7 protein-coding genes, 1 tRNA gene and 3 rRNA genes are annotated in these 18,480 nt (G+C 58.1%); 6 read left to right on the top strand and 5 right to left on the bottom strand.

Annotation, left to right across the window (positions count from 1 at the left end; translation table 11 throughout):
• Positions 1-456: 456 nt before the first annotated feature.
• From EDY99_RS22750 to rrf, 4 genes are all read left to right on the top strand, one after another.
• Positions 457-1,998, top strand: a 16S ribosomal RNA gene (locus EDY99_RS22750).
• Between the two features lie 88 nt (positions 1,999-2,086).
• A tRNA-Glu gene (locus EDY99_RS22755) sits at positions 2,087-2,162 on the top strand.
• A 239-nt stretch (positions 2,163-2,401) separates the two neighbouring features.
• Positions 2,402-5,309 (top strand): 23S ribosomal RNA (locus EDY99_RS22760).
• Between the two features lie 99 nt (positions 5,310-5,408).
• Positions 5,409-5,524, top strand: a 5S ribosomal RNA gene (gene rrf, locus EDY99_RS22765).
• The 16S, 23S and 5S rRNA genes sit together here with 1 tRNA gene alongside, the layout of an rRNA operon.
• A gap of 185 nt (positions 5,525-5,709) precedes the next feature.
• On the opposite strand, the gene actP is transcribed toward rrf, so the two are convergent.
• The 3 genes from actP to acs all read right to left on the bottom strand — a co-directional run bounded on the left by actP (position 5,710) and on the right by acs (position 9,720).
• Positions 5,710-7,362 carry a cation/acetate symporter ActP gene (gene actP, locus EDY99_RS22770; protein ID WP_123062082.1) on the bottom strand — a complete coding sequence of 551 codons (1,653 nt, stop codon included), beginning with the start codon at positions 7,360-7,362 and terminating at the stop codon, positions 5,710-5,712.
• Positions 7,359-7,670 carry a DUF485 domain-containing protein gene (locus tag EDY99_RS22775; protein WP_004930047.1) on the bottom strand — a complete coding sequence of 104 codons (312 nt, stop codon included), beginning with the start codon at positions 7,668-7,670 and terminating at the stop codon, positions 7,359-7,361. The genes actP and EDY99_RS22775 overlap by 4 nt, the downstream gene beginning before the upstream one ends.
• A 91-nt stretch (positions 7,671-7,761) precedes the next feature.
• Positions 7,762-9,720 (bottom strand): acetate--CoA ligase, encoded by a 1,959-nt coding sequence (acs, locus tag EDY99_RS22780; protein ID WP_123062083.1) that lies wholly within the window; start codon positions 9,718-9,720, stop codon positions 7,762-7,764.
• Between the two features lie 900 nt (positions 9,721-10,620).
• On the opposite strand from acs, the gene gltP reads away from it, so the two are divergent.
• Both gltP and EDY99_RS22790 read left to right on the top strand, forming a co-directional pair.
• On the top strand, positions 10,621-11,937 hold the full coding sequence (gene gltP / locus EDY99_RS22785; RefSeq protein ID WP_033641576.1) for a glutamate/aspartate:proton symporter GltP: 1,317 nt from the start codon (positions 10,621-10,623) through the stop codon (positions 11,935-11,937).
• Positions 11,938-12,212: 275 nt separating this feature from the next.
• A complete protein-coding gene (locus EDY99_RS22790; protein WP_046688075.1) occupies positions 12,213-13,556 on the top strand; it encodes a condensation domain-containing protein in 1,344 nt (447 codons plus the stop codon).
• 42 nt (positions 13,557-13,598) lie between these two features.
• Here EDY99_RS22790 and EDY99_RS22795 read toward each other — a convergent pair whose 3' ends face one another.
• Positions 13,599-16,694 carry an amino acid adenylation domain-containing protein gene (locus EDY99_RS22795; RefSeq protein WP_122004665.1) on the bottom strand — a complete coding sequence of 1,032 codons (3,096 nt, stop codon included), beginning with the start codon at positions 16,692-16,694 and terminating at the stop codon, positions 13,599-13,601.
• A gap of 64 nt (positions 16,695-16,758) precedes the next feature.
• Positions 16,759-18,369 (bottom strand): condensation domain-containing protein, encoded by a 1,611-nt coding sequence (locus EDY99_RS22800; protein ID WP_123062084.1) that lies wholly within the window; start codon positions 18,367-18,369, stop codon positions 16,759-16,761.
• Positions 18,370-18,480: the final 111 nt, after the last annotated feature.

Genomic DNA, 18,480 nt, shown 5'->3' on the forward strand with positions numbered 1-18,480 from the left:
GCGCTCGTAAATTTTCCGTACAAATCGCATCTGTGGATAACACTGTGTGCAAGTGGGTATAAAGCGGGGTTTTGCTGTGGAATGCAGCTAACGATCGTTTTTGCTGAAAATACCTGTTGCGGCCTGCGAGGAACTCCCTATAATGCGCCTCCATCGACACGGAACATGTGAACAACTTCACAGAGTATCCGGGGGTCGCAGAGAAAAAATCCTGAAAATTAGGGTTGACTCTGAAAGAGGAAAGCGTAATATACGCCACCTCGAGTTAGCAAGCGAAAGCGCCTAACTCACTGCTCTTTAACAATTTATCAGACAATCTGTGTGGGCACTCCACAAGACGATATCCAGCATCTTCGGATGCAAAAAATATCAAGTCTTGAAGAGTGACTAACTGAAGTAAAATTCATGCAGTAAATCTTTGAGCACCGCTTCTCGAGTGGAAGCAAATCAAGCTTTTAATTGAAGAGTTTGATCATGGCTCAGATTGAACGCTGGCGGCAGGCTTAACACATGCAAGTCGAGCGGTAGCACAGGGGAGCTTGCTCCCYGGGTGACGAGCGGCGGACGGGTGAGTAATGTCTGGGAAACTGCCTGATGGAGGGGGATAACTACTGGAAACGGTAGCTAATACCGCATAACGTCGCAAGACCAAAGAGGGGGACCTTCGGGCCTCTTGCCATCAGATGTGCCCAGATGGGATTAGCTAGTAGGTGGGGTAATGGCTCACCTAGGCGACGATCCCTAGCTGGTCTGAGAGGATGACCAGCCACACTGGAACTGAGACACGGTCCAGACTCCTACGGGAGGCAGCAGTGGGGAATATTGCACAATGGGCGCAAGCCTGATGCAGCCATGCCGCGTGTGTGAAGAAGGCCTTCGGGTTGTAAAGCACTTTCAGCGAGGAGGAAGGTGGTGAGCTTAATACGCTCATCAATTGACGTTACTCGCAGAAGAAGCACCGGCTAACTCCGTGCCAGCAGCCGCGGTAATACGGAGGGTGCAAGCGTTAATCGGAATTACTGGGCGTAAAGCGCACGCAGGCGGTTTGTTAAGTCAGATGTGAAATCCCCGGGCTCAACCTGGGAACTGCATTTGAAACTGGCAAGCTAGAGTCTCGTAGAGGGGGGTAGAATTCCAGGTGTAGCGGTGAAATGCGTAGAGATCTGGAGGAATACCGGTGGCGAAGGCGGCCCCCTGGACGAAGACTGACGCTCAGGTGCGAAAGCGTGGGGAGCAAACAGGATTAGATACCCTGGTAGTCCACGCTGTAAACGATGTCGATTTGGAGGTTGTGCCCTTGAGGCGTGGCTTCCGGAGCTAACGCGTTAAATCGACCGCCTGGGGAGTACGGCCGCAAGGTTAAAACTCAAATGAATTGACGGGGGCCCGCACAAGCGGTGGAGCATGTGGTTTAATTCGATGCAACGCGAAGAACCTTACCTACTCTTGACATCCAGAGAACTTTCCAGAGATGGATTGGTGCCTTCGGGAACTCTGAGACAGGTGCTGCATGGCTGTCGTCAGCTCGTGTTGTGAAATGTTGGGTTAAGTCCCGCAACGAGCGCAACCCTTATCCTTTGTTGCCAGCGGTTCGGCCGGGAACTCAAAGGAGACTGCCAGTGATAAACTGGAGGAAGGTGGGGATGACGTCAAGTCATCATGGCCCTTACGAGTAGGGCTACACACGTGCTACAATGGCGTATACAAAGAGAAGCGACCTCGCGAGAGCAAGCGGACCTCATAAAGTACGTCGTAGTCCGGATTGGAGTCTGCAACTCGACTCCATGAAGTCGGAATCGCTAGTAATCGTAGATCAGAATGCTACGGTGAATACGTTCCCGGGCCTTGTACACACCGCCCGTCACACCATGGGAGTGGGTTGCAAAAGAAGTAGGTAGCTTAACCTTCGGGAGGGCGCTTACCACTTTGTGATTCATGACTGGGGTGAAGTCGTAACAAGGTAACCGTAGGGGAACCTGCGGTTGGATCACCTCCTTACCTAAAGATATTAGTTCGAGTGGCGTGCTCACACAGATTGTCTGATGAAAAAGTAACGAGCAAAAGCGTCATAAAAGTACGGTGTCGTGTCCCCTTCGTCTAGAGGCCTAGGACACCGCCCTTTCACGGCGGTAACAGGGGTTCGAATCCCCTAGGGGACGCCAAGCTTCCGACCCACCCGGTGAAAGCGGCGGTCTCAAGTATCTGACGATACACCATATCTTAAAGATGACTTCCGAGTCATGTTTAAGATATTGCTCTTTAACAATCTGGAACAAGCTGAAAATTGAAACATGACGGCTGAAATTTATCCCTCCGTAGATGTATTGGGATGAAGAGTAACCTGTCATAGAGTCTCTCAAATGTTTGCAGCGCGAACGATGGAAACATCTTCGGGTTGTGAGGTTAAGTGACTAAGCGTACACGGTGGATGCCTAGGCAGTCAGAGGCGATGAAGGGCGTGCTAATCTGCGAAAAGCGTCGGTAAGGTGATATGAACCGTTATAACCGGCGATACCCGAATGGGGAAACCCAGTGTGTTTCGACACACTATCATGTCATGAATACATAGTGGCATGAGGCGAACCGGGGGAACTGAAACATCTAAGTACCCCGAGGAAAAGAAATCAACCGAGATTCCCCCAGTAGCGGCGAGCGAACGGGGAGGAGCCCAGAACCTGAATCGGCTTGTGTGTTAGTGGAAGCGTCTGGAAAGTCGCGCAGCAAAGGGTGATAGCCCCGTACACTAAAATGCACAGGTCGTGAGTTCGATGAGTAGGGCGGGACACGTGACATCCTGTCTGAATATGGGGGGACCATCCTCCAAGGCTAAATACTCCTGACTGACCGATAGTGAACCAGTACCGTGAGGGAAAGGCGAAAAGAACCCCGGCGAGGGGAGTGAAATAGAACCTGAAACCGTGTACGTACAAGCAGTGGGAGCACCTTCGTGGTGTGACTGCGTACCTTTTGTATAATGGGTCAGCGACTTATATTTTGTAGCAAGGTTAACCGTATAGGGGAGCCGTAGGGAAACCGAGTCTTAACTGGGCGACTAGTTGCAAGGTATAGACCCGAAACCCGGTGATCTAGCCATGGGCAGGTTGAAGGTTGGGTAACACTAACTGGAGGACCGAACCGACTAATGTTGAAAAATTAGCGGATGACTTGTGGCTGGGGGTGAAAGGCCAATCAAACCGGGAGATAGCTGGTTCTCCCCGAAAGCTATTTAGGTAGCGCCTCGTGAACTCATCTTCGGGGGTAGAGCACTGTTTCGGCTAGGGGGCCATCCCGGCTTACCAAACCGATGCAAACTCCGAATACCGAAGAATGTTATCACGGGAGACACACGGCGGGTGCTAACGTCCGTCGTGAAGAGGGAAACAACCCAGACCGCCAGCTAAGGTCCCAAAGTCATGGTTAAGTGGGAAACGATGTGGGAAGGCATAGACAGCCAGGATGTTGGCTTAGAAGCAGCCATCATTTAAAGAAAGCGTAATAGCTCACTGGTCGAGTCGGCCTGCGCGGAAGATGTAACGGGGCTAAACCATGCACCGAAGCTGCGGCAGCGACGCTTAGGCGTTGTTGGGTAGGGGAGCGTTCTGTAAGCCGTTGAAGGTGGCCTGTGAGGGTTGCTGGAGGTATCAGAAGTGCGAATGCTGACATAAGTAACGATAAAGCGGGTGAAAAGCCCGCTCGCCGGAAGACCAAGGGTTCCTGTCCAACGTTAATCGGGGCAGGGTGAGTCGACCCCTAAGGCGAGGCTGAAAAGCGTAGTCGATGGGAAACAGGTTAATATTCCTGTACTTGGTGTTACTGCGAAGGGGGGACGGAGAAGGCTAGGCTGGCCGGGCGACGGTTGTCCCGGTTTAAGCGTGTAGGGGGTGTGACCTGGTAAATCCGGTTGCATACTAACCCTGAGGCGTGATGACGATGCACTACGGTGCAGAAGTAGTTGATGCCCTGCTTCCAGGAAAATCCTCTAAGCTCCAGGTAACATTAAATCGTACCCCAAACCGACACAGGTGGTCAGGTAGAGAATACCAAGGCGCTTGAGAGAACTCGGGTGAAGGAACTAGGCAAAATGGTGCCGTAACTTCGGGAGAAGGCACGCTGGCATGTAGGTGAAGTCCCTTGCGGATGGAGCTGAAGCCAGTCGAAGATACCAGCTGGCTGCAACTGTTTAATAAAAACACAGCACTGTGCAAACACGAAAGTGGACGTATACGGTGTGACGCCTGCCCGGTGCTGGAAGGTTAATTGATGGGGTCAGCCGCAAGGCGAAGCTCTTGATCGAAGCCCCAGTAAACGGCGGCCGTAACTATAACGGTCCTAAGGTAGCGAAATTCCTTGTCGGGTAAGTTCCGACCTGCACGAATGGCGTAATGATGGCCAGGCTGTCTCCACCCGAGACTCAGTGAAATTGAACTCGCTGTGAAGATGCAGTGTACCCGCGGCAAGACGGAAAGACCCCGTGAACCTTTACTATAGCTTGACACTGAACATTGAGCCTTGATGTGTAGGATAGGTGGGAGGCTTTGAAGCGTGGACGCCAGTCTGCGTGGAGCCATCCTTGAAATACCACCCTTTAATGTTTGATGTTCTAACTCGGCCCCATAATCTGGGGTGAGGACAGTGTCTGGTGGGTAGTTTGACTGGGGCGGTCTCCTCCCAAAGAGTAACGGAGGAGCACGAAGGTTAGCTAATCACGGTCGGACATCGTGAGGTTAGTGCAAAGGCATAAGCTAGCTTGACTGCGAGAGTGACGGCTCGAGCAGGTACGAAAGTAGGTCTTAGTGATCCGGTGGTTCTGAATGGAAGGGCCATCGCTCAACGGATAAAAGGTACTCCGGGGATAACAGGCTGATACCGCCCAAGAGTTCATATCGACGGCGGTGTTTGGCACCTCGATGTCGGCTCATCACATCCTGGGGCTGAAGTAGGTCCCAAGGGTATGGCTGTTCGCCATTTAAAGTGGTACGCGAGCTGGGTTTAGAACGTCGTGAGACAGTTCGGTCCCTATCTGCCGTGGGCGTTGGAAGATTGAGAGGGGTTGCTCCTAGTACGAGAGGACCGGAGTGAACGCACCACTGGTGTTCGGGTTGTCATGCCAATGGCATTGCCCGGTAGCTAAGTGCGGAAAAGATAAGCGCTGAAAGCATCTAAGCGCGAAACTTGCCTCAAGATGAGTCTTCCCTGGGCCTTCAAGGCCCCTGAAGGAACGTTTAAGACTAAGACGTTGATAGGCTGGGTGTGTAAGTGCAGCGATGCATTGAGCTAACCAGTACTAATGATCCGTGAGGCTTAACCTTACAACACCGAAGGTGTTTTTAGAGAGATTTTCAGCGACGTTCCGAGATTGGTTCTGATGGCGACACGAGAGTGGCGCGGTTGGGATGAAACAGAATTTGCCTGGCGGCAATAGCGCGGTGGTCCCACCTGACCCCATGCCGAACTCAGAAGTGAAACGCCGTAGCGCCGATGGTAGTGTGGGGTCTCCCCATGCGAGAGTAGGACACTGCCAGGCATCAAACAAAGCCGAAAGCCCTGAACTGACGTTCAGGGCTTTTTGCTGTGCGTAAAACGCAAAAAAGCGCAGCTACGCTGCACTGCTTTCCCCTCCTTATTCTCCATTCTCCGTCAGCGAGCCAGAGAAAAGGCCCCGAAGGGCCTTTGATTAGGGTGTGTTTGCTTTTTTCACTTATTATTCGGTCAATGCGAGCTGCCCTGAGAAATGCCCAGCCCGGTTTGCGAACGAACAAACTGCGCCCGGAAGCGTTCCCGCTCTTGCTGCCCGGCCAGTGAGCTGTCGGTGATCGAGAACAGCCAGGTGCCGACAAAGGCCACGATCATCGAGAACAGCGCCGGGTATTCGTACGGGTAAATCGGTTTCTCATGGCCGAGGATCTGCACCCAGATCGTCGGGCCGAGGATCATCAGAATCACCGCTGTCAGCAGGCCTAACCAGCCGCCAATCATCGCGCCGCGGGTCGTCAAACGCGACCAGTACATCGACAGGATGATGATAGGGAAGTTACAGCTGGCGGCGATGGAGAACGCCAGCCCGACCATAAAGGCGATATTCTGCTTCTCGAACAAAATCCCCAGGGCAATGGCGACCAGGCCTAATACCACGACGGTGATCTTGGAGACCTTCAGCTCATCGCGCTCGGTCGCCTTGCCGTTTTTAATCACGCTGGCGTACAGATCGTGGGACACGGCCGAGGCGCCGGCCAGCGTCAGGCCTGCAACCACCGCCAGAATGGTGGCGAACGCCACCGCCGAGATAAAGCCGAGGAAGAAGTTGCCGCCAACGGCATTGGCCAGATGCACTGCCGCCATGTTGGTGCCGCCCAGCAACGCGCCGGTGGCATCTTTGAACGCCGGATTGGCGCTGACCAGCAGGATGGCGCCGAAGCCGATGATAAAGGTCAGAATATAGAAGTAACCGATAAAGCCGGTGGCGTAGAACACGCTCTTGCGCGCTTCCTTGGCGTCACTCACGGTGAAGAAACGCATCAAGATGTGCGGCAGACCGGCGGTGCCGAACATCAGCGCCAGGCCAAGCGACAGCGCGGAAATCGGATCGGACACCAGCCCGCCGGGGCTCATGATGGCGATGCCTTTCGGATGCACCTTCACCGCTTCGGCGAACAGGGTATTGAAGTCGAAGCTAACCGACTTCATCACCATCAGCGCCATAAAGCTGGCGCCGGCCAGCAGCAGCACCGCTTTGATGATCTGCACCCAGGTGGTGGCCAGCATGCCGCCGAACAGCACGTACAGCACCATCAGGATACCGACCAGGATCACCGCCACATGGTAGTTGAGCCCGAACAGCAGCTGGATCAGCTTGCCGGCGCCGACCATCTGCGCGATCAGATACAACGCCACCACCACCAACGAGCCGCAGGCCGAGAGGGTGCGGATCGGTTTCTGCTGCAGACGGTAAGAGGCGACATCGGCGAAGGTATAGCGGCCGAGATTGCGCAGGCGTTCCGCGATCAGGAACAGAATGATCGGCCAGCCGATGAGGAAGCCGATGGAGTAGATCAGGCCGTCATAGCCCGAGGTATAGACCAGTGCGGAGATGCCGAGGAACGAGGCGGCGGACATGAAGTCGCCGGCGATCGCCAGCCCGTTTTGCAGACCGGTGATGCGCCCGCCCGCGGTGTAGTAGTCCTGACGGGAACGGGTGCGTTTGGAGGCCCAATAGGTGATGTAGAGCGTGGCGCCGACAAACAGGATAAACATCACGATCGCCTGGATGTTCAGCGGCTGACGATGCACCTCGCCGCCAATGGCGTCGGCGCAGGCCAGGCCCGGCAGCAACAGCAGCGCGGCGGCGGACAATAAGCGCTTCATTGTTTCACCTCGCGCAGAATCTCTGCGGTGAGGCGATCGAATTCGCCGTTGGCGCGGAAGACATAGATCCCGGTCAAGACGAAAGAGATCACGATCAGCCCGACGCCGACCGGGATCCCGCGGGTAATGGTCGATCCGGCGGCGATCGGCGTGCCGAGCCATTGGGGATCGAAGGCGATCAACAAGATAAAGCCGACGTACAGCGCCAGCGTAATCAGCGAAAGCAGCCAGGCGAACCGGCCGCGTTTTCTCACCAGCTCTTTAAAGCGCGGGTTTTCTTCAATCCCTTGATAAATGGTGTCATTCATCAGAGTGTCTCCAGTAGGTATTGATAGAGTACGCCGCGCCAGGGCCGCTCAACGGCGCGTTATCCGAATGAGCGGCCTGAAGCGGCGTAAATTATGACGGCACTTTCATTGATTGTTTTTCTTCCAACAGCTTGTCGACTACAGCCGGATCCGCCAGCGTGGAGGTATCCCCCAGGTTGCTGGTGTCGCCGGCGGCAATTTTGCGCAGGATACGCCGCATGATCTTGCCGGAGCGCGTTTTGGGCAGCGAGTCTGTCCAGTGCAGCACGTCCGGCGTGGCGATCGGCCCTATCTCTTTGCGCACCCAGTTGCGCACTTCGGCATAGAGCTCCGGCGTCGGTTCTTCGCCGTGGTTCAGCGTGATATAGGCGTAGATCGCCTGGCCTTTGATGTTATGAGGAATGCCGACCACCGCCGCTTCGGCGATTTTCGGGTGAGATACCAGCGCGGACTCGATCTCGGCGGTGCCCAAACGGTGGCCGGAGACGTTCAGCACGTCATCGACGCGGCCGGTGATCCAGTAGTAACCGTCCTCGTCGCGGCGGGCGCCGTCGCCGCTGAAATACATGCCTTTGAAGGTCGAGAAGTAGGTTTGCTCGAAGCGGTCATGATCGCCGAACAGGGTGCGCGCCTGGCCCGGCCAGGAGTCGACGATCACCAGGTTGCCTTCGCAGGCGCCTTCCTGCGGCGTGCCGACATTATCAACCAGCGCCGGCTGTACGCCGAAGAAAGGCCGCGTGGCGGAACCGGCCTTCAGCTCGGTGGCGCCCGGCAGCGGGGTAATCATGAAGCCGCCGGTTTCAGTTTGCCACCAGGTGTCGACGATCGGGCATTTGGCGTTGCCTATCTTGTTGTAGTACCACTCCCAGGCTTCCGGGTTGATCGGTTCGCCGACCGAGCCCATGATGCGCAGCGAATCGCGTCGGGTGCCTTCGATCGCCTTGTCGCCTTCGGCCATCAGGGCACGAATGGCGGTCGGCGCGGTATACAGAATGTTGACCTGGTGTTTGTCGATCACCTGAGACAGACGATTGACGCCCGGATAGTTAGGTACGCCTTCGAACATCAGCGTGGTGGCGCCGCAGGCCAGCGGGCCGTACAGCAGATAGCTGTGACCGGTGACCCAGCCGACGTCGGCGGTGCACCAGTAAATGTCGCCGTCGTGATAGTCGAACACATACTTAAAGGTCATCGCGGCGTACACCAGGTAGCCGCCAGTGGTGTGCAGCACGCCTTTTGGCTTGCCGGTCGAGCCGGAGGTGTACAGGATAAACAGCGGATCTTCCGCGTTCATTTCTTCCGGCGGGCAATCGGCGGAAACGTCCTGGGTCAGCTCATGCCACCACAGATCGCGCCCTTCCTGCCAGTAACCCGGTTTGCCGGTGCGCTGGAACACCACGACGTTGGCCACGCTGACCACGCCGGGGTTTTTCAGCGCATCGTCGACGTTCTTTTTCAGCGGCACGGCGCGGCCGGCGCGCAGGCCTTCATCGGCGGTGATCACCAGTTTGGCGTTGGAGTCGATAATGCGCCCGGCGACCGCTTCCGGTGAGAAGCCGCCGAAGATCACCGAATGTACGGCGCCGATGCGGGCGCAGGCCAGCATCGCGACCGCCGCTTCCGGCACCATCGGCATATAGATAGCCACCACGTCGCCTTTTTTCACGCCGAGCTTTTTCAGCACGTTGGCGAATTGGCAGACATCATGGTGCAGCTGTTTGTAGGTCACTTTCTTGGATTGGGTCGGGTCATCGCCTTCCCAGATAATGGCGGTCTGGTCGCCGCGCTCAGCCAAATGACGGTCTAGGCAGTTGGCCGCCAGGTTCAACGTGCCGTCTTCAAACCAACGGATGCTGACGTGGCCCGGATCGAACGAGGTGTTTTTGACTTTGGTATAGGGTTTGATCCAGTCCAGGATTTTGCCATGCTCACCCCAGAAAGCTTCTGGGTCTTGAACCGACTGTTGATAATACTGTTGGTATTGTGCCGGATTAATCAGGGCGCATTCTGCAATTGCAGAAGGAATAGCGTGTTTATGCAGTTGGCTCATAGCTTTTCTCCTTGAAGTTGTTAATGATATGTCAACTGAAGGTTAAGTATAGTTTGCTACGATTCTTTGTTTCTTTTTTGCGCGGCAGATCACGCAACAAAGATATTGATTTGTAATAGTTCTGTCGCATTTGCAGTACGTATCTATCTATTTGGCGTTTAAATCATCATAAACCCGCTTTTTTAGCCAAAAACACTTATCTAAAGAACAAAAAAGAATAAACAAAGGCGAGGGTGTTTGCCTCGCGCTTAATAAGGGGGGAGAGACCGACATTATTTCGCGCTATAAATCTTTTTTGATTATTTTTCGCTATTAATATTCGAAGTTGGTATTAACGCGATATAACGATGGACGGCACATCGTGAAATAACGTTCTATTAACGCTTAATTCCTGATGAAAACTCGGGAAATACCGTGTGGCATTCATCATGCCGAATTGTTCGATTTTTAATCGGAATATAAAACGGCGCTGCATTTATGGGTAAAAATGTCACTCGGTCAATTCCCATTTATTTGACTTTTGAGTAACAAAATATAAACATTTGATGCGGACTAAATATGCAGAATGGACGAAAAATAACGCATTTTAATCGCGTTCAAAAAAACGTCGCTGGCGCGGTTATGTGCTTCATTATATGAAAAATTATGTTTTTAATAACAAGCAATTATGCCATTTGAAATAGTTGCGCGAATTTTTTGTGATTCGATTCAGCGCTCAACCCTGACAAATCAAGGCTTGCAGAGCATGCCGCCCGGATGATACAGATTTATACTGCGTCGCACCCAGGGCAGGTGAACGCTTCCACTGAATTAACATAAGCCTGTAATAAATGATTAAGTATTCTTTTCGCCGTGTTGCGACTTTGTACGGCGCAAAGAGTCTTTGAGGACTTTTTGGGTATGAAAAGTGTAAAAATTAGCCTGGCTTGGCAAATCCTGATCGCGTTGGTGCTGGGTATTATTGTTGGCGCGGTATTGCACAACCAGACCGAATCTCGTGAGTGGCTGGTGAGCAATATTCTCAGCCCGGCGGGTGATATCTTTATTCGTCTGATTAAGATGATTGTGGTGCCGATCGTTATTTCCACGCTGATCGTCGGTATTGCCGGCGTGGGGGATGCGAAAAAGCTGGGCCGCATCGGATTGAAAACCATTATTTACTTCGAAGTGATCACCACGATCGCCATCGTGGTGGGGCTCACCTTAGCCAACGTCTTCCAACCGGGCCACGGCATCGATATGTCAACGCTGACCACGGTGGACATTTCGCAGTATGAGAAAACCACCGAACAGGTGCAAAGCGGTTCGCACAGCCTGGTGGCGACCATTCTGTCGCTGATCCCGTCGAACGTCTTCTCGTCGATGGCCAAGGGCGACATGCTGCCGATTATCTTCTTCTCGGTGCTGTTTGGTCTGGGGCTGTCGTCGTTGCCGAAAGAGACCAAAGAGCCGCTGCTGAAGGTCTTCAAGGCAGTGTCCGAGAGCATGTTCAAAGTCACCCACATGATCATGCGCTATGCGCCGATCGGGGTGTTTGGTCTGATTTCGGTCACGGTGGCGAACTTCGGTTTCGCTTCGCTGCTGCCGTTGGCCAAGCTGGTGGTGCTGGTGTACTTCGCCATCGCGTTCTTCGCCCTGGTGGTGCTGGGGGCGGTCGCTCGGCTGTGCAACCTGCGCATCTGGACGCTGATCCGCATCCTGAAAGACGAACTGATCCTGGCTTATTCCACCGCCAGTTCGGAAACGGTGCTGCCGCGCATCATCGAAAAGATGGAGGCTTACGGCGCGCCCAAGTCGATCACCAGTTTCGTGGTGCCGACCGGTTACTCCTTTAATTTGGATGGTTCGACGCTGTACCAGAGCATCGCCGCCATCTTTATCGCCCAGCTGTACGGCATTGAGCTATCGTTGGGGCAGGAGATCGTGCTGGTGCTGACGCTGATGGTGACCTCGAAAGGGATCGCCGGCGTGCCGGGTGTCTCGTTCGTGGTGCTGCTGGCGACGTTGGGCAGCGTCGGCATTCCGCTGGAAGGCCTGGCGTTTATCGCCGGCGTGGACCGTATCCTGGATATGGCGCGCACCGCGCTGAACGTCGTGGGCAACGCGCTGGCGGTACTGGTTATCGCCAAGTGGGAGCACCAGTTCGATCGCAAGAAGGCGCTGGCCTACGAAACGGAGTTCCTGGCGCAGAAGGTGAAGCCGGCCAATCAAGGCTAATCACCGGCTAGCGGGATATGAAAACCGCCCCGGGCATCCGTGCCCGGGGCGTTTTGTTTTTATGCCCTTTCAGCCTGCCACTTTCTTTTCTCTGCCCCCGCTGCGTCGCTTGCATCCCCGCTTAACAGAATCTAAAGTGTTACCAAATTATTGGAAATGATAATAGATGTTATTATCATTTTCATTTGATGATGTATGGAGACACACAAAAGCCGTTGAACGGCGGGGTATCGCCCGTTCGGCGCTTTTATTCAGGCTTATCAAAGGTAGGTAACATGTCGGACACCGCTTTGGCCTCTGAATGGTTGCCGCTGGCGCCAGCGCAGCTTGATTTCTGGGAAGAATACACCTTGCACCCTGGGCAGACCTTATCCACCGTCGCCCATTGCACCGAACTGTGCGGCGCAATAGAGGAAGCGGCGCTCTGCCGGGCGATCGCCGCCACCCTCGCCGAGACGCAGGCGTTTGCCCTGCGCTTTGGCGAACGGCGTGGCGACCATCCACCGCCGCTACGGCACGAGCCACAGCGCATACCGTCATTGCAACGTATCGATCTGCAAACGCATCGCGATCCCTGGCAGGCGGCGCAAAGCCTGATGCACGAGGATATCGCGCAGCACCGGGCGCTGCACCGCGAACCGTTAGCCGCCGCCTGGCTGCTGAAGCTGGGACCGGAGCGTTACCTCTGGTACGTGCGTGCGCACCATATTCTGGTCGACGGTTTCGGCATGGCGCTAATCGAGCACCGCTGCGCCGCGCTATATGCGCACTACCTCGGCCAGGGGAGCGCGGGCATCCCTTTGGGCGCCTTCGCCCCCTTTCAACAGGCCGAGTTGGCCTACGTCGATTCTGAACGCTGCGAGCGCGATCGGCGCTTTTGGCAGGCCTATCTGCCGCCGTCGCAGGCGCTGCCGACGGTGCGTAAGGGCGGCGGGGAGTATGGCGTGCGACGCCTGAGCGTCAACCGTCGGTTGCCGACAGAAGTCGCGCAACGTCTGGCGCAGCAGTCGGAACGCAGTGGCATCAATTGGCCCGACTTGCTGGTGGCGCTGTCGGCGGTCTGGCTGTTTCAGGTCATGCCGCGTCACGCCCGGCAGGGCGATGCGTTGCCGATGTGGATGCCTGCGATGAATCGCCGCGGGCAAGCCGCCACCAACGTCCCTTCGCTGGCGGTTAATACCCTGCCGCTGCTGGTATCGCCGTCGCCAATGGAGACGCTGGGGAGCTTTCTGACCACCCTGACGCAGCAGCTGCGCGAGCTGCGCAGCCACGCCGGCTATCGTCTGCGCCAACTGGCCGCCGATCGCGGCGTGGATCCGAACTCGCGCTTCTTTATTTCTCCCTTCATCAACGTGCAACCCTTCGATGCGCCCCGTTTTGTCGGCTGTCGCGGCGCCCGGCGCGTTTTGGCCGGCGGCTCGGGCGACGGTTTCAACCTGACGTATCGCGGCCGCACCGACGCCCGCGATCTGCAGGTGGATATCGATATTTATCTGGAACAGTTCCCGACGGAGGATGCGCTGGACTATGGCGAGGTGCTGCAAGAATTTCTGCTGCGCGCGCTGCAGCGAGAAGCCTGGGAGCAACCGCTCGCGGCCCTGACGGCATTGCCCGCCTGATAACCTGCGGGCGGGGGATATCCCCGCCCGAGTGATGTGGCTTCAGCTGGTCAGTAACGCCGCCACTTCGCGCGCATTCTTGCACGGCAAGAGCGCACTGCTTACCAGCCGGGTGCCGAAAGCGTCATTGAGGCGCTCCGCCACCTGTTTGATATGCGGCAGCTTCAGCCCCATGGCGATAAACGCCGTCTCTTCTCCCCATTCCGGGCGCGGCGTCACGCCGATCGCCTGCCAATAGATGGTCAGGATCTCTGCGCTGCGCGCCAAAGGCGCGTTCGGCGGCGGGGCTGCGCAGGCGTTCAGCGCCGGCGCGGTTTGCCGCTGGCTCAGGTCGGCGCGGATACGATGGCGGTCGGTTTTGCCGTTGGCAGACAGCGGCAGCGCCTCGGCGTGGATAAAGCGCGTGGGAATATGGGTACAGGGCAGATAGCCGGTGGCAAAGGCGCGGATCTCGGACAGCGGCAGCGGCTTGCCGTCGCGGGTCAGATACAGGGCGCCGAGCGCCGCCTCGTTGTTCTCTCCGCTGGGATAATCCACCACCACCATATCCCGGATCGCCGGATGGCGGCGCAGCACGTCTTCGATTTCCGGCAGCGAGACGCGCACGCCGCGGATCTTCACATAGCCGTTCACCCGGGTGGCGAACATGATGTTGCCGTCCGGACGGTAATAGCCCTGATCGCCGGTACGGAAAGCGCGCAGCGGCTGCCCGTCCGGCCCTGCGAGGGTGACGAAGTCGTGCTGCTTCAGCTCCCCCTGCTCCAGATAGCCTAACGCCAGGTTGACCCCGGCGGTATGGATGCGGCCGACCACGCCGGCCGGGCAGTGGCTGCCGTCGTCATGGCAGATGAAATAGCGGTTGGCCGGCAGCGGGCGGCCGTAAGGCACGGTGCCGCTCTCCTGCGGGGCGATCGGGTGCCAGATGCTCCAGATGGTGGTTTCGGTCGGCCCGCCGAGTGAGAACAGCGCGAGATCCGGGCGTAAGGTGCGCAGGGTTTGCACCGTCGCCGGCTTGATGTAGTCGCCGCCCTGCGCCACCAGGCGCAGCGAGCGCAGGCTGTCGGCCGTTTTACAGGTGAGCAGCATCTCCAGAATGGCGGGCACCGAGCACCACAGGCTGACCCGATGTTTTTCCACCAGTTGGTTCCAACTGATGGCGTCTTTTTCCTGATGCGGCGCCGGCAGTACCAGCGTGGCGCCGGCGCACAGCGAACCGAACAGATCGAACATCGACATGTCATGGTGCGGCGGCGTCACGGAAATAAAGACGTCGTCGGCGGTGACTCTCCAGCGCTGTTGGGTTTGGTGCACGACGTTGGCGGTGGCGCGGTTGTTGAGCACCACGCACTTGGGTTTACCGGTGGTGCCGGAGGTATACAGGTAATAGCTCGCGGCCTGGCTGGCGCTGCGTTCCGTCAACGCCTGTTCATCCGGCAGCGCAGGCGCGCGATCTGTCGGCGTCAGCAGGGTAGCCGGCGTCACGCCGATCGGCGTCTCCAGATCGCCGCCGTGCACCACCAGCGTCGGCCGGCAGTTCTCCAGCAGGTAGGCGGTGCGCTCCGGCGGCGAGTTGATGTCGATAGGCACCCAGATCACCCCCTGTAGGGCGCAGGCGAGGCTGAAGATGATCTGTTCCGGGCTGCGCGGCAAATACAGCGCCACCACGTTGCCCGGCTGTACGCCGCGGCTCTGCAGGTTGGCGATCGCCGTGGCGATCTGCTGACCCAGCTCGCGATAGGTCAGCGTCTGCTCGCCACAGATAAGCGCGTTGCCGCCGTTATGCGCGCCGAACAGCCGCTCGGTCAGCTGCGCCAGATAAGGATAAGGCGCGTAATTCGCTTCGCTGTCGTTGTGGCGGTAATGCGCCAGATCGATGAAATCTCGCGGGGCGATCGCCAGATCGGCGCGTTGGCAACTGTGCAGGATGCGCCGCTGCAAGGCCGCCAGTATGGCCGCTACCTGCTCGCCGTGCAGCGCCTGCTCGGCGTAATCCACGCACAGCTGCAGGTTTTTTTCGCTGTCCAGCGTCAGACGGATATCAATGGCGACCTGCGGCGTTTGGGTCAGGCCATCGTGGAAGCGCACCGGCGCCTCGGCCGGCAGCGTTTCCCAACCCAAACAGTTGGTCAGGATCACCGGCAGCGCCGGGCCGCCCTGGCTTTGGCCGAGCAACTGACGCGCCAGATCGACGCCGGAAAACGCCAGGTGATCGAGCGCGCCGAGCACATCGTCCTGCAAGGCTTGCGCGCGCTGGATAAAGTCTTCGCCGTAGCGCGAATAGCGCACCGCCACGAAGCTGGAGGCGTTGCCCAGCGCGCCGTCGGCGGCGGGGAACGCCACCGGCACCCCGACGCACAGCTCCCCGTCGGTGGTCCAGTGGGCCAGCGTATCAAGGATCAGCGCCGAGAGCAGGCTGTTGCGCAGCAGCGCATGCGGCGATCCCAGGCGGCCGAGTTGTTTGACCGTGTCGTGCGGCAGCGTCAGGGTGGCGCGGCGATAGCGTGATGCGGTGAGATTGGCGAGCGGGGCGCGCCACGGCAACGCCGACGGGGTGGTGACATCCTGCAGCTTCTCGCGCCAATAGGCGGCATCGGCCTGGCGTTGCGCCGCCGATGCCGCAGGGGGCGGCAGCGCGGCGGCGGTCGGCGTCAGAGGGCGATCGTCGAACAGGCGCGCGATCACGGCGGAGATCCCCTGGCCGTCGAGGATCAAGGCATCAAAGCTGGTAAAGATCAGCGTATCGTACGGCGATCCCGTCGGATCCTGCTGTTCGGCAAGTTGGATCACGGCGATGCGCCACAGCGGTTGGCTCGGATCGTGGCGCTGGTGGGAGTAACGCTCGCGCAGTTGTTCCGTCTGGCGCTGCGCCGCTTCGTCATCCAGCGAGCGCAGGTCGTGGCGATCCAGATGCAGCGTGATTTCCGGGCGCACGTGCTGCGTGCCGCGCTGCACATCGATGCAGGTGCGCAACGCCGGGTAGTGCTGTACCAGCTCGGCCAGGCGCGCTTCAAGGCGCGGCACATCCCGCTGCCGGGCGCGGTATTCGCGGAAGTCGTGCATCGCCACGCCGCCGAGCGGCCATCGATCGCTGCGGCCGAGAAGATAGGCCTGCTGCAGTGCGGTTAATGGTGTCTCCATGGTGCTTCCCTATAGTCGCTAACCGATTAAAACGTGCCGGACGTCGCGCGCCCGGAAACCGATCTCAGTGCTGCGGCGCCAGCGCGGCGAGCAGCGTTTTCGCATGCCGTCCTGCCTCGGGCGAGCGTTGGCAGATCAATGCCGCCAGCGCCGCCGGAGAGGGATGCGCCGCCAGATCCTGCACCGTCAGCGCCGCCGCCAGATACCTGTTGAGCACCGTTAGCAGCGCGTTCACCCCAGCATCCGGCAGGGCCAAGCGGTGGATATCGTCGTGGTCGTGCAAGCCGGCCTCGGGAGCCACCCGCTCCAGCAGCCGGTGCAGCACCTGGCGCACCGGCGCCTGCTGCGCCAGCGCGTCGGGGGTACACTGCGCCAGCAGTTGCGACAGCGGGCGATCGAACGCCCCCGCTTGCCGCGCGGCCAGGTGCAGCAGCGCCCGGTAACAGGCCAGCAGGCGTGGCAACACGTGCTCGGGAAACGCGTCCAGCCGCACGTCCCAGTTGATCAGAATGCCGTCGTCGACGTGGGCGACCTGCGCATCCAGCGCGACCTGCGGCCCCTGAGAGATGACCCAGCCGAGAGGGCCGAAGGTGTCGGCGACCCGTTCGGAAAACAGCGTCTTGCCGCGGATGCCGAAACCGGCGGTAAACACCACCGGCGAAGGCTGCAGGCTGCCGTGCAGGCGTGACAGATCGCGCATCACGCTGACGCCGGGATAATCCGCATGCTCGATCAGCTCCGCCAGCTGCGCCATCAGGCGTTGGCAGAAGGCGTTCAGGTTTTCCGTCGGGTTCAATTCCACGCCGAGCAATACCAGATTAGAGAAGTCGCCGACGAGGCGATGCGCGTCTTCCCGTTCGCTCTCGCGGTGGAACAGCGGCACGTTGAGCCGGAAGCGCGTCATGTTCCAACCCTGGCCGACGGCCAGCGCGAACAGCGCCAGAAACAGCGTCGAGAGGGAGGTGTGGTGCCGCTTGGCCACGCTCTCCAGCGCGCGGCTTTCTTCTGCATTCAACTGGATGGCCAAACGATCGCTGCGGCAGCGGTCCGGCGTGCGCAGCAGGCGCGGCGCCGGCGGCACCTGCGCCAGGCGAGCACGCCACCAACGCTGGCTGCGTTCGCGCCGCTGGCGCAGCGCCTCGTCGGCGTTGCGTCGTTCGAGGTGATCGAAGTAGGCCGGCGGCGCGTCATGGGAGGGCACCGCCGGACACTGGTGATAAAACGCCGCCAGATCCTCCATCAGCAGGCGAAAGCTCATGGCATCGCCGGCGATCATGTCGAGATCGACGTGCAAGCGGCTGTGCCCTTCCGGCAGCAGGCTCAGGCTGATATCGCAGGGAACGCCCTGTTCCAGCGGCAGCAGCTGGGTGCTTTTCGCCTGGCGTTTGGCGGCGAGCGCGGCCGCCAGCGTCGCTTCATCGGCGTGTCGCCAGTCGTCGAGATGCAAGGTATGCCGGGGACTGGGGGGCGCGATCGTCTGTCGGCCATCGTCGGTAATGCGCAGGCGCAGCAGCGGATGATGCAGGTACAACATCTCTACGGCCTGGCGGAGCCGAGCGGCATCCAGCTCGCCGCCGTCGAACTCCGCATACAGGTGGGCGGCCATGCCGCCCAGAGGGGGAGCGGACTGTCGGCCTACCCAATAGGCGGCCTGCATCGTGGTTAACGCTTTCATCGGGTATCCATTTTGATTCAGCCAACGAGACTGCAAGAATATATCCAAATGTTAATAGGAATGAAAATTATTATTATTTGATCCATTTGGCGCACGGGTGCTATCTATAAG

Origin of the sequence: Serratia sp. LS-1 (assembly GCF_003719595.1) — a bacterium.
Lineage (GTDB): Bacteria > Pseudomonadota > Gammaproteobacteria > Enterobacterales > Enterobacteriaceae > Serratia > Serratia ureilytica.

Excerpts from the sequence above, each read along its gene's own strand:
- gltP (WP_033641576.1), top strand. The coding sequence starts at position 10,621 with ATGAAAAGTGTAAAAATTAGCCTGGCTTGGCAAATCCTGATCGCGTTG.
- EDY99_RS22775 (WP_004930047.1), bottom strand. The coding sequence starts at position 7,670 with ATGAATGACACCATTTATCAAGGGATTGAAGAAAACCCGCGCTTTAAA.
- EDY99_RS22800 (WP_123062084.1), bottom strand. The coding sequence starts at position 18,369 with ATGAAAGCGTTAACCACGATGCAGGCCGCCTATTGGGTAGGCCGACAG.
- EDY99_RS22790 (WP_046688075.1), top strand. The coding sequence starts at position 12,213 with ATGTCGGACACCGCTTTGGCCTCTGAATGGTTGCCGCTGGCGCCAGCG.
- actP (WP_123062082.1), bottom strand. The coding sequence starts at position 7,362 with ATGAAGCGCTTATTGTCCGCCGCCGCGCTGCTGTTGCTGCCGGGCCTG.
- acs (WP_123062083.1), bottom strand. The coding sequence starts at position 9,720 with ATGAGCCAACTGCATAAACACGCTATTCCTTCTGCAATTGCAGAATGC.
- EDY99_RS22795 (WP_122004665.1), bottom strand. The coding sequence starts at position 16,694 with ATGGAGACACCATTAACCGCACTGCAGCAGGCCTATCTTCTCGGCCGC.